The organism is Enterobacter sp. 342 (genome assembly GCF_036663495.1).
Lineage (GTDB): Bacteria > Pseudomonadota > Gammaproteobacteria > Enterobacterales > Enterobacteriaceae > Enterobacter.
The window spans coordinates 15,753-26,177 of sequence record NZ_JAWUEI010000045.1; the positions used below are offsets into that span (position 1 = coordinate 15,753).

The following is a 10,425-nucleotide window of genomic DNA, read 5'->3' on the forward strand; positions in this document are numbered from 1 at the left end:
ATTACCCCAGAATTTCTTCAACGGATTTACCACGCTTGGCAGCGACCATTTCTGGAGAATTCATATTTTCCAGGCCATCAATAGTTGCACGAACCACGTTGATCGGGTTGGTGGAACCATATGCTTTAGCCAGAACGTTATGAACTCCAGCAACTTCCAGAACGGCGCGCATTGCACCACCGGCGATGATACCGGTACCTTCTGAAGCTGGCTGCATGAATACACGAGAACCCGTGTGAACACCTTTAACTGGGTGCTGCAGGGTGCCGTTGTTCAGCGCGACGTTAATCATGTTGCGACGGGCTTTTTCCATCGCTTTCTGGATCGCTGCTGGAACTTCACGCGCTTTACCGTAACCAAAACCAACGCGACCGTTACCATCACCTACTACAGTCAGAGCTGTGAAGGAGAAAATACGACCACCTTTAACGGTTTTAGATACGCGGTTTACCGCGATCAGCTTTTCCTGCAGTTCGCCAGCCTGTTTTTCGATGTGAGCCATCTTACACCTCTACCTTAGAACTGAAGGCCAGCTTCACGGGCAGCATCTGCCAGTGCCTGGACACGACCATGATATTGGAACCCGGAACGGTCAAAGGAAACATTGCTGATGCCTTTTTCCAGAGCGCGTTCAGCAACAGCTTTACCTACAGCTGCAGCGGCGTCTTTGTTACCGGTGTACTTCAATTGTTCTGCGATAGCTTTTTCTACAGTAGAAGCAGCTACCAGAACTTCAGAACCGTTCGGTGCAATTACCTGTGCGTAAATATGACGCGGGGTACGATGTACCACCAGGCGAGTTGCACCCAGCTCTTTGAGCTTGCGGCGTGCGCGGGTCGCACGACGGATACGAGCAGATTTCTTATCCATAGTGTTACCTTACTTCTTCTTAGCCTCTTTGGTACGCACGACTTCGTCGGCGTAACGAACACCCTTGCCTTTGTAAGGCTCAGGACGACGGTAGGCGCGCAGATCTGCTGCAACCTGGCCGATCAGCTGTTTATCAGCGCCTTTCAGCACGATTTCAGTTTGAGTCGGACATTCTGCAGTGATACCGGCCGGCAGCGGATGCTCAACAGGGTGTGAGAAGCCCAGAGACAGGCCTACTGCATTCCCTTTGATAGCTGCACGATAACCTACACCAACCAGCTGAAGCTTTTTAGTGAAGCCTTCGGTAACACCAACAACCATTGAGTTCAGCAGGGCACGCGCGGTACCAGCCTGAGCCCATCCATCCACGAAACCATCACGTGGACCGAAGGTCAGAGCGTTATCTGCATGTTTAACTTCAACAGCTTTGTTGAGGGTACGAGTCAGCTCGCCGTTTTTACCTTTGATCGTAATAACCTGACCGTCGATTTTTACATCAACGCCGGCAGGAATAACGACCGGTGCTTTAGCAACACGAGACATTCTTTCCTCCGATTAGGCTACGTAGCAGATAATTTCGCCACCAAGACCAGCCTGGCGCGCTGCACGATCAGTCATAACACCTTTAGAGGTAGAAACAACTGCGATACCAAGACCAGCCATAACTTTTGGCAGCTCATCTTTTTTCTTATAGATGCGCAGGCCTGGGCGGCTGACACGCTGAATGCTTTCTACAACAGCTTTACCCTGGAAATACTTGAGAGTAAGTTCCAGTTCCGGCTTGGTGTCGCCTTCAACTTTAAAATCTTCGATAAAACCTTCTTCCTTCAGCACGTTGGCAATTGCCACTTTCAGCTTGGCGGAAGGCATGGTGACCGCAACTTTGTTCGCGGCCTGACCGTTACGGATACGGGTCAGCATATCCGCGATCGGATCTTGCATGCTCATCTGTCTTTACTCCCGTGATTCAATTGGTAATTACCAGCTAGCCTTTTTCAAGCCTGGTACTTCACCGCGCATGGCGGCTTCACGCAGTTTGATACGGCTCAACCCAAACTTGCCCACATAACCATGTGGACGACCTGTTTGACGACAGCGGTTACGCTGACGAGACGGGCTGGAATCACGCGGCAGAGACTGCAGCTTGAGAACCGCATTCCAACGATCTTCGTCGGAAGCGTTCACATCAGAAATGATCGCTTTCAGTTCAGCGCGTTTAGCGAAGAATTTATCAGCTAAAGCTACGCGCTTTACTTCGCGTGCTTTCATTGATTGCTTAGCCATTCAGTAACCCTACCTTACTTGCGGAACGGGAAGTCAAAGGCAGCCAGCAGAGCACGGCCTTCTTCGTCAGATTTCGCAGTAGTGGTAATGGTAATATCCAAACCACGCACGCGGTCGACTTTATCGTAGTCGATTTCTGGGAAGATGATCTGCTCACGGACACCCATGCTGTAGTTACCACGACCGTCGAAAGACTTAGCGGACAAGCCACGGAAGTCACGGATACGTGGAACAGCAATAGTGATCAGGCGCTCAAAGAACTCCCACATGCGTTCGCCACGCAGAGTTACTTTACAGCCGATCGGATAGCCCTGACGGATTTTGAAGCCTGCAACAGATTTGCGTGCTTTGGTGATCAGCGGTTTTTGACCGGAGATTGCTGTCAGGTCAGCTGCTGCGTTATCCAGCAGTTTCTTGTCAGCGATCGCTTCACCAACACCCATGTTCAGGGTGATCTTCTCGACCCGAGGGACTTGCATGACAGAATTGTAGTTAAACTCAGTCATGAGTTTTTTAACTACTTCGTCTTTGTAGTAATCATGCAGTTTCGCCATCGTACTACTCCAAATTACTTGATAGTTTCGCTGTTAGACTTGAAGAAACGGACTTTTTTACCGTCTTCGAATCTAAAGCCTACACGGTCAGCCTTGCCGGTAGCCGCATTGAAGATTGCAACGTTAGAAACCTGAATAGCAGCTTCTTTTTCAACGATGCCGCCTGGTTGGTTCAGGGCCGGAACCGGCTTCTGATGTTTCTTAACCAGGTTGATACCTTCAACGACGAGTTTGCCGGAAGACAGAACATTTTTTACTTTACCGCGTTTACCTTTATCTTTACCGGTTAACACGATAACTTCGTCATCACGACGGATTTTCGCTGCCATGATTCGCTCCTTAGAGTACTTCTGGTGCCAGAGAGATAATTTTCATGAACTTCTCAGTACGAAGTTCACGAGTTACCGGCCCAAAGATACGCGTGCCGATAGGCTGCTCGCTGTTATTGTTTAAAATAACGCATGCATTACCATCGAAGCGAATGACAGAACCGTCAGGGCGACGAACACCCTTCTTGGTGCGCACCACTACCGCCTTCAGCACATCACCTTTTTTGACCTTACCACGTGGAATTGCTTCCTTGATGGTGATCTTGATGATGTCGCCTACGCCTGCGTAGCGACGGTGCGAGCCACCCAGAACCTTGATACACATTACGCGACGTGCACCGGAGTTGTCGGCGACGTTCAGCATAGTCTGTTCTTGGATCATTTTAGTGCTCCGCTAATGTCAACTACTACCTGAGACTCTAAAATCAGAGCCGTTAAAAAGCCCCATATCGAGGGCGCGGCATTATAACACCGCTTCTGCAATATGGGTAGAAAAAATAAACGGCCCATCGCTGAGCCGTTTATTCGTATTGAGAATGCGTACTGTATTACAGAACCGCTTTCTCTACAACGCGAACCAGCGTCCAGGACTTAGTCTTGGACAGTGGACGGCATTCACGGATTTCAACCTTGTCGCCGATACCACATTCGTTGTTCTCGTCATGTACGTGCAGTTTGGTCGTACGCTTGATGAATTTACCGTAGATCGGGTGTTTCACAATACGTTCGATAGCTACAACAATGGATTTCTCCATTTTGTCGCTAACAACACGACCTTGCAGAGTACGGATTTTATCGGTCATTACGCACCCGCCTTCTGAGTCAGTAAAGTCTTAACGCGTGCAACATTGCGACGCACTTGCTTCAGCAGGTGAGTCTGTTGCAGCTGGCCACTTGCAGCCTGCATACGCAGGTTGAACTGCTCACGCAGCAGGTTCAGCAGCTCAGCGTTCAGCTCTTCAACGCTTTTTTCACGCAGCTCTTTTGCTTTCATTACATCACCGTCTTAGTTACAAAGGTGGTTTTGATAGGCAGTTTCGCTGCTGCCAGGCCGAAGGCTTCACGGGCCAGCTCTTCCGGAACACCGTCCATTTCATACAGGACTTTGCCCGGTTGGATCAAGGCAACCCAGTACTCCACGTTACCTTTACCTTTACCCATACGAACTTCCAGCGGCTTCTCGGTAATTGGTTTGTCCGGGAATACACGGATCCAAATTTTACCTTGACGCTTAACTGCACGGGTCATTGCACGACGTGCTGCTTCGATCTGACGTGCAGTCAGACGACCACGGCCAACAGCTTTCAGACCGAAAGTGCCGAAGCTAACATCCGTACCCTGCGCCAGACCACGGTTGCGGCCTTTGTGCACTTTACGGAATTTTGTACGCTTTGGTTGTAACATCAGCGACGCTCCTTATTTACGGCCTTTACGCTGCTGCTTTTTAGGTTGAGCAGCCGGTTTTTCCGGTTGTTCAACAGCAGCCATACCACCCAGGATCTCACCTTTGAAGATCCATACCTTAACGCCGATTACACCGTAAGTGGTGTGCGCTTCAGAGGTGTTGTAGTCGATGTCAGCACGCAGAGTGTGCAGCGGTACGCGACCTTCACGGTACCATTCGGTACGTGCGATTTCCGCGCCGCCCAGACGGCCGCTAACTTCAACTTTGATACCTTTAGCGCCCAGACGCATTGCGTTCTGTACAGCACGCTTCATCGCACGACGGAACATAACACGACGTTCCAGCTGTGAAGTGATGCTGTCAGCAACCAATTTAGCGTCCAGTTCAGGCTTACGAACTTCAGCGATATTGATCTGTGCAGGAACGCCAGCGATATCCGCTACGACCTTGCGCAGTTTTTCTACGTCTTCGCCTTTCTTACCGATAACGATGCCAGGACGAGCAGTGTGAATAGTCACACGGATGCTCTTAGCTGGACGCTCGATAACGATACGAGATACAGACGCTTTAGCCAGTTCCTTAGTCAGGTACTGACGTACTTTAAAATCGCTGTCCAGGTTGTCAGCGAATTCTTTGGTGTTCGCAAACCAGGTAGAGTTCCATGGTTTTACAATACCCAGGCGAATACCATTAGGATGTACTTTCTGACCCATTGCTAGTCTCCAGAGTCTCAGCGATCGGACACAACCACAGTAATGTGGCTGGTGCGCTTCAGGATGCGATCTGCACGACCTTTCGCACGCGGCATAATGCGCTTCATGCTTGGGCCTTCATCTACGAAAATTTTCGCGACTTTCAGATCGTCGATGTCAGCGCCATCGTTGTGTTCAGCGTTAGCAATGGCAGATTCCAGTACTTTCTTGACCAATACCGCAGCTTTCTTGTTGGTATAGGTCAGGATGTCCAGGGCCTGCGACACTTTCTTACCGCGAATCAGGTCAGCAACAAGGCGAACCTTCTGTGCAGAAGAACGAGCATGGCGATGTTGAGCTAAAGTTTCCATCTCTTCCTCCTACCTTATTTCTTCTTCGCTTTTTTATCAGCAGCGTGGCCGCGATAAGTACGAGTCGGTGCGAATTCACCCAGTTTGTGACCAACCATTTCGTCGGTAACAAAGACTGGAACGTGCTGACGACCATTATGGACAGCGATGGTCAAACCGATCATGTTAGGAAAGATCGTTGAACGACGGGACCAAGTGCGCAGGGGCTTCTTGTCTCCGCTTTCCACCGCTTTCTCTACCTTCTTCAGCAAGTGCAGGTCAATAAAAGGACCTTTCTTGAGAGAACGTGGCATGGCTTATCCTCTAAAATTATTTGCTACGGCGACGTACGATAAATTTATCAGTACGCTTGTTGCTGCGGGTCTTCTTACCTTTGGTCTGAACGCCCCACGGAGTTACCGGGTGCTTACCAAAGTTACGACCTTCACCACCACCATGTGGGTGGTCGACTGGGTTCATCGCAGTACCGCGAACGGTAGGACGAACACCACGCCAGCGTGCAGCACCTGCTTTACCCAGAACGCGCAGCATATGCTCAGCATTGCCAACTTCGCCCAGGGTTGCACGGCAGTCTGCTTCGACTTTACGCATTTCACCAGAACGCAGACGCAGGGTGACATAAGCACCATCACGAGCAACGATCTGAACGTAAGTACCAGCGGAACGTGCCAGCTGACCGCCTTTACCTGGTTTCATTTCTACGTTATGAACGGTAGAACCAACCGGGATATTGCGCATCGGCAGGGTGTTACCTGCTTTGATTGCAGCATCAACGCCAGACTGAATCTGGTCGCCAGCTTTCAGGCCTTTAGGGGCCAGGATGTAACGGCGTTCGCCGTCTTTGTACAGAACCAGCGCGATGTTCGCGGAACGGTTCGGATCGTACTCAAGACGTTCAACAACTGCTGGGATACCGTCTTTGTTGCGTTTGAAGTCAACAATACGATAAGCCTGCTTGTGGCCACCACCGATGTGACGAGTGGTGATACGGCCATTGTTGTTACGACCACCGGATTTGCTGTTTTTTTCCAGCAACGGAGCAAAAGGTTTGCCCTTGTGCAGCTCAGGGTTAACCACTTTAACTACGTGGCGACGACCCGGAGATGTCGGTTTACATTTAACAACTGCCATTGTATTACTCCTCCGACTTACTCAGCGCCGCCAACGAAGTCCAGATTCTGGCCTTCTTTCAGGGTGACGTAAGCTTTTTTCCAGTCGCTACGACGACCGATACGCTGTCCGTGACGTTTAACTTTCCCTTTAACTACCAGGGTGTTAACGACTTCGACTTCGACTTCAAACAGTTTCTGCACAGCAGCTTTGATCTCTGCTTTGGTCGCGTCTTTAGCAACTTTGAGAACGATGGTGTTTGTTTTTTCCATCGCAGTAGACGCTTTTTCAGAAACGTGCGGTGCGCGAAGCACCTTCAGCAGACGTTCTTCACGAATCATGCCAGCATCTCCTCAACTTGCTTAACAGCATCAGCAGTCATTACGACTTTGTCGAAGGCGATCAGGCTAACCGGGTCGATACCAGTCGCATCGCGTACGTCAACCTTGTGCAGGTTACGTGCGGCCAGGAACAGGTTCTCGTCCAGCTCACCGGTGATGATCAGCACATCTTCCAGAGCCATGTCTTTCAGTTTCTGTGCCAGCAGCTTAGTTTTAGGCGCTTCTACAGAGAACTTCTCGACAACGATCAGACGATCCTGACGTACCAGTTCGGACAGGATGCTTTTCAGCGCGCCGCGGTACATCTTTTTGTTAACTTTTTGACTGTGGTCCTGTGGACGCGCAGCGAAGGTCACGCCACCTGAACGCCAGATCGGGCTCTTGATAGAACCTGAACGCGCACGGCCGGTACCTTTCTGGCGCCATGGCTTTTTGCCGGAACCAGTTACTTCAGCACGAGTCTTCTGAGCACGAGTACCCTGACGAGCACCAGCTGCATAAGCAACAACAACCTGGTGAACCAGCGCTTCGTTGAAATCACGACCGAAGGTAGTTTCGGAAACAGTCAGCGCGCTCTGCGCGTCTTTCAATACTAATTCCATTGCTATCCCCTTACGCCTTCACAGCTGGTTTAACGATCAGGTCGCTACCGGTTGCACCCGGGACCGCACCTTTAACCAGCAGCAGGTTGCGCTCAGCGTCAACACGTACTACGTCCAGGCTCTGAACGGTTACACGTTCGTTACCCAGCTGACCTGCCATTTTCTTGCCTTTGAACACTTTGCCCGGAGTCTGGTTCTGACCGATAGAACCCGGAACGCGGTGAGACAAGGAGTTACCGTGGGTAGCGTCCTGGGTACGGAAGTTCCAGCGCTTAACGGTACCAGCAAAACCTTTACCTTTAGAGGTACCGGTTACGTCAACTTTTTTAACGTCAGCAAACAGCTCAACGCTAATGTCCTGACCTACGGTGAACTCTTCGCCTTCAGCAAGACGGAATTCCCACAGACCACGGCCAGCTTCTACGCCAGCTTTAGCGAAGTGACCCGCTTCTGGTTTGGTTACACGGTTAGCTTTTTTAGCACCAGTGGTAACCTGAATAGCGCGGTAGCCATCGTTAGCCAGATCTTTAACCTGAGTAACGCGGTTTGCTTCAACTTCGATTACGGTTACTGGGATAGAAACGCCATCTTCAGTGAAGATGCGGGTCATACCCACTTTTTTACCGACTAAACCAATCATTGTTTCAACCTCTCAATCGCTCGATGACCTGATTAACCCAGGCTGATCTGCACGTCTACACCGGCAGCCAGATCCAGACGCATCAGAGCATCAACGGTTTTCTCAGTTGGCTCAACAATGTCAACCAGACGCTTGTGAGTGCGGATTTCGTACTGATCACGCGCGTCTTTGTTAACGTGCGGGGAGATCAGAACGGTGAAGCGCTCTTTGCGGGTCGGCAGCGGGATCGGACCACGGACTTGCGCACCAGTGCGCTTAGCAGTCTCGACGATTTCCGCGGTTGATTGATCGATCAGACGATGATCAAACGCTTTAAGGCGGATACGGATTCTTTGGTTCTGCATGAGACCAGAGCTCCAATTATTTTATAAACGAAAATGATTACTCCTCAAACCCATTACGATTGATGGGAGAGTGTAACCGTTCTTACGTAGCTCCCCAATTGGGAGCATTGTTGAGTAACAAAATGAGTTACTCTGGTTCTGATTGAACCCGCCGTCAATTACGACAAGCCCGCGCATTATACGTAAATCTGGGCAAGACGCAAGTGCCGTTTAGAAATTAAGCGCCAAAGACGCTGTGTGCGTAAGGGCGCGCAACATTTTATGCAATGTATTCCTTATCGAATCTTTGTCTGGAGCCGCTACGCAATTGCTGCTTTTGTGCATTGCCTGATAAGCAGGTTACAACGAGTATGCGCTCAAACCCCTTTGAGGCCTTTTCCATGTTAACCACCCTCCCCTTTCTGCTGGTCTATTTTTCGCTGACGGCCTTTCTTATCCATGCTGATATTCGCTACGGACTGCTTCCCGATAAATTTCTCTGCCCGTTGCTATGGGTGGGTCTGCTCTTTCAGCTTTGTATCCATTCTGATTTTTTACCGAGTGCGGTAGCGGGTGTGATGGCAGGATATTTTGGTTTTGCCGTTATTTACTGGGGCTATCGGTTTATCTGCGGGCGCGAAGGGATGGGATATGGCGATGTTAAATACCTGGCAGCGCTTGGCGCGTGGCATGGTTGGTGCGTGCTGCCAACCCTGGCGTTACTCGCTGCGCTTATGGCGCTTCTTTGCATTCTTGCTTTTTCATTACTCACCCCTGATAAAGAGGCAATAAAAAACCCGCTGCCTTTTGGGCCATTTCTGGCAGCTGCGGGTTTGTGCGTTGGCTGGAAAACGCTGGTTACTCTTCCACTTTAATCTGCGATTGAAGGTAGTTTTGCAGGCTTATTTTAGCAATGAGATCCAGCTCAGTTTCCAGCCAGTCGATATGGCCTTCTTCATCAGCCAGAATCTGGATCATCATATCGCGGCTGACGTAGTCATGGACACTATCAGCATAGGCAATGGCTTCACGCAGATTTTTTGCGCCTTCGAGCTCCAGCGCAAGGTCGGAACGCAACATCTCTTCGACATCTTCTCCGATGCCCAACTTTCCGAGATCCTGCAGGTTTGGAATGCCTTCAAGGAATAAAATACGCTCGATATATTTATCAGCGTGCTTCATTTCATCGATCGATTCATGGTACTCAACGTCGTTCAAACGTTTAAGTCCCCAGTTTTTAAACATTCTCGCGTGAAGAAAGTACTGGTTGATTGCGACAAGCTCATTTCCCAATAATTTATTGAGATAACTTATGATTTTAACATCACCTTTCATTATATAGTCCCTCCGCTTCCACTCATTGAAGCGTAGATCGGGCTACAGGGATGTCAAAAAAAAGATAGGCGCTTACGCGATCTCTTTGTATTCCGGGATCTGCATCAATTCGTCCTGCATGATCTCACGCGCAGCACGTACGCATTTACCGCATTGATTTCCCACTGGAACAAATTTGCGAAGCTGCTGGAATGACTGTGGCTGAAACTGGCGAACGGCCTGGCGTATTTTTTTGTCACTGACACCATTACATAAACAGACGTACATAAAAACTCCCGTTCAAAATATGCGCAAAGTGTAAGTGAGAATGGTTATGATTACAATAGCACAGGCGCCAGAATACGGGGCGGGAGCAGGCAAAAAATGCGAAATTTTGTGACAGTGCCTGGGCGGCAGAAAACAAAAAAGGACGCCGAAGCGTCCTTTTTTTATTCAGGGATAATTAATTAGCCCAGAACTTTAGCAACAACGCCCGCGCCAACGGTACGGCCGCCTTCACGGATTGCGAAACGCAGACCGTCGTCCATCGCGATTGGGTGGATCAGAGTCACAACCATCTTGATGTTGTC

The 10,425-nt window shown here is 49.9% G+C and carries 22 protein-coding genes and 1 pseudogene; 1 reads left to right on the top strand and 22 read right to left on the bottom strand.

Annotated elements, in window-relative coordinates; translation table 11 throughout:
* Position 1: 1 nt before the first annotated feature.
* The 19 genes from rpsE to rpsJ form a co-directional block, all read right to left on the bottom strand.
* Positions 2–502 carry a 30S ribosomal protein S5 gene (gene rpsE / locus V6E55_RS22945; protein WP_003863299.1) on the bottom strand — a complete coding sequence of 167 codons (501 nt, stop codon included), beginning with the start codon at positions 500–502 and terminating at the stop codon, positions 2–4.
* Positions 503–516: 14 nt separating this feature from the next.
* Positions 517–870 carry a 50S ribosomal protein L18 gene (rplR, locus tag V6E55_RS22950; protein ID WP_013099023.1) on the bottom strand — a complete coding sequence of 118 codons (354 nt, stop codon included), beginning with the start codon at positions 868–870 and terminating at the stop codon, positions 517–519.
* Positions 871–879: 9 nt separating this feature from the next.
* Positions 880–1,413: a 50S ribosomal protein L6 gene (gene rplF, locus V6E55_RS22955; protein WP_003863296.1), complete on the bottom strand. Its 534-nt coding sequence runs from the start codon at positions 1,411–1,413 to the stop codon at positions 880–882.
* Between the two features lie 12 nt (positions 1,414–1,425).
* Positions 1,426–1,818 carry a 30S ribosomal protein S8 gene (rpsH, locus tag V6E55_RS22960; protein ID WP_006178918.1) on the bottom strand — a complete coding sequence of 131 codons (393 nt, stop codon included), beginning with the start codon at positions 1,816–1,818 and terminating at the stop codon, positions 1,426–1,428.
* Between the two features lie 30 nt (positions 1,819–1,848).
* Positions 1,849–2,154 carry a 30S ribosomal protein S14 gene (gene rpsN / locus V6E55_RS22965; RefSeq protein ID WP_003863291.1) on the bottom strand — a complete coding sequence of 102 codons (306 nt, stop codon included), beginning with the start codon at positions 2,152–2,154 and terminating at the stop codon, positions 1,849–1,851.
* 14 nt (positions 2,155–2,168) lie between these two features.
* Complete coding sequence (gene rplE / locus V6E55_RS22970; RefSeq protein ID WP_001096202.1) at positions 2,169–2,708, bottom strand: 50S ribosomal protein L5; 540 nt, start codon at positions 2,706–2,708, stop codon at positions 2,169–2,171.
* 14 nt (positions 2,709–2,722) lie between these two features.
* A complete protein-coding gene (gene rplX / locus V6E55_RS22975) occupies positions 2,723–3,037 on the bottom strand; it encodes a 50S ribosomal protein L24 (protein ID WP_003863287.1) in 315 nt (104 codons plus the stop codon).
* A 10-nt stretch (positions 3,038–3,047) separates the two neighbouring features.
* Positions 3,048–3,419: a 50S ribosomal protein L14 gene (gene rplN, locus V6E55_RS22980; RefSeq protein WP_002919748.1), complete on the bottom strand. Its 372-nt coding sequence runs from the start codon at positions 3,417–3,419 to the stop codon at positions 3,048–3,050.
* A 166-nt stretch (positions 3,420–3,585) separates the two neighbouring features.
* Positions 3,586–3,840, bottom strand: a complete 255-nt coding sequence (rpsQ, locus tag V6E55_RS22985) for a 30S ribosomal protein S17 (protein WP_008503489.1) — start codon at positions 3,838–3,840, stop codon at positions 3,586–3,588.
* Complete coding sequence (gene rpmC, locus V6E55_RS22990) at positions 3,840–4,031, bottom strand: 50S ribosomal protein L29 (RefSeq protein ID WP_003863282.1); 192 nt, start codon at positions 4,029–4,031, stop codon at positions 3,840–3,842. Before rpmC ends, rpsQ begins: the two co-directional genes overlap by 1 nt.
* On the bottom strand, positions 4,031–4,441 hold the full coding sequence (gene rplP / locus V6E55_RS22995; protein WP_002919759.1) for a 50S ribosomal protein L16: 411 nt from the start codon (positions 4,439–4,441) through the stop codon (positions 4,031–4,033). The genes rpmC and rplP overlap by 1 nt, the downstream gene beginning before the upstream one ends.
* A 12-nt stretch (positions 4,442–4,453) precedes the next feature.
* Positions 4,454–5,155 (bottom strand): 30S ribosomal protein S3, encoded by a 702-nt coding sequence (gene rpsC, locus V6E55_RS23000; protein WP_000529945.1) that lies wholly within the window; start codon positions 5,153–5,155, stop codon positions 4,454–4,456.
* Between the two features lie 17 nt (positions 5,156–5,172).
* Entirely contained in the window at positions 5,173–5,505 is a 333-nt protein-coding gene (gene rplV / locus V6E55_RS23005) for a 50S ribosomal protein L22 (RefSeq protein ID WP_002919773.1), read from the bottom strand.
* A 14-nt stretch (positions 5,506–5,519) separates the two neighbouring features.
* Positions 5,520–5,798, bottom strand: a complete 279-nt coding sequence (gene rpsS / locus V6E55_RS23010) for a 30S ribosomal protein S19 (RefSeq protein ID WP_001138117.1) — start codon at positions 5,796–5,798, stop codon at positions 5,520–5,522.
* Positions 5,799–5,814: 16 nt separating this feature from the next.
* Positions 5,815–6,636, bottom strand: a complete 822-nt coding sequence (gene rplB / locus V6E55_RS23015; protein WP_000301859.1) for a 50S ribosomal protein L2 — start codon at positions 6,634–6,636, stop codon at positions 5,815–5,817.
* A gap of 17 nt (positions 6,637–6,653) precedes the next feature.
* On the bottom strand, positions 6,654–6,956 hold the full coding sequence (rplW, locus tag V6E55_RS23020; protein WP_000617546.1) for a 50S ribosomal protein L23: 303 nt from the start codon (positions 6,954–6,956) through the stop codon (positions 6,654–6,656).
* Positions 6,953–7,558, bottom strand: coding sequence for a 50S ribosomal protein L4 (rplD, locus tag V6E55_RS23025; protein ID WP_000424395.1), 606 nt, complete (start codon positions 7,556–7,558; stop codon positions 6,953–6,955). Before rplD ends, rplW begins: the two co-directional genes overlap by 4 nt.
* Before the next feature lie 10 nt (positions 7,559–7,568).
* On the bottom strand, positions 7,569–8,198 hold the full coding sequence (rplC, locus tag V6E55_RS23030; protein ID WP_003863274.1) for a 50S ribosomal protein L3: 630 nt from the start codon (positions 8,196–8,198) through the stop codon (positions 7,569–7,571).
* Positions 8,199–8,230: 32 nt separating this feature from the next.
* Entirely contained in the window at positions 8,231–8,542 is a 312-nt protein-coding gene (gene rpsJ / locus V6E55_RS23035; RefSeq protein WP_001181005.1) for a 30S ribosomal protein S10, read from the bottom strand.
* A 380-nt stretch (positions 8,543–8,922) separates the two neighbouring features.
* Between rpsJ and V6E55_RS23040 the strand changes: the two genes are divergently transcribed.
* Positions 8,923–9,396, top strand: a complete 474-nt coding sequence (locus V6E55_RS23040; protein WP_236921408.1) for a prepilin peptidase — start codon at positions 8,923–8,925, stop codon at positions 9,394–9,396.
* On the opposite strand, the gene bfr is transcribed toward V6E55_RS23040, so the two are convergent.
* The 3 genes and pseudogenes from bfr to tuf form a co-directional block, all read right to left on the bottom strand.
* Positions 9,380–9,856, bottom strand: a complete 477-nt coding sequence (gene bfr / locus V6E55_RS23045; protein ID WP_316943983.1) for a bacterioferritin — start codon at positions 9,854–9,856, stop codon at positions 9,380–9,382. The two genes, V6E55_RS23040 and bfr, sit on opposite strands and share 17 nt — an antisense overlap.
* Positions 9,857–9,928: 72 nt before the next feature.
* Positions 9,929–10,123 carry a bacterioferritin-associated ferredoxin gene (gene bfd / locus V6E55_RS23050; RefSeq protein ID WP_008503493.1) on the bottom strand — a complete coding sequence of 65 codons (195 nt, stop codon included), beginning with the start codon at positions 10,121–10,123 and terminating at the stop codon, positions 9,929–9,931.
* 179 nt (positions 10,124–10,302) lie between these two features.
* Positions 10,303–10,425 (bottom strand): annotated as a pseudogene (gene tuf, locus V6E55_RS23055) (elongation factor Tu); the annotation flags it as partial.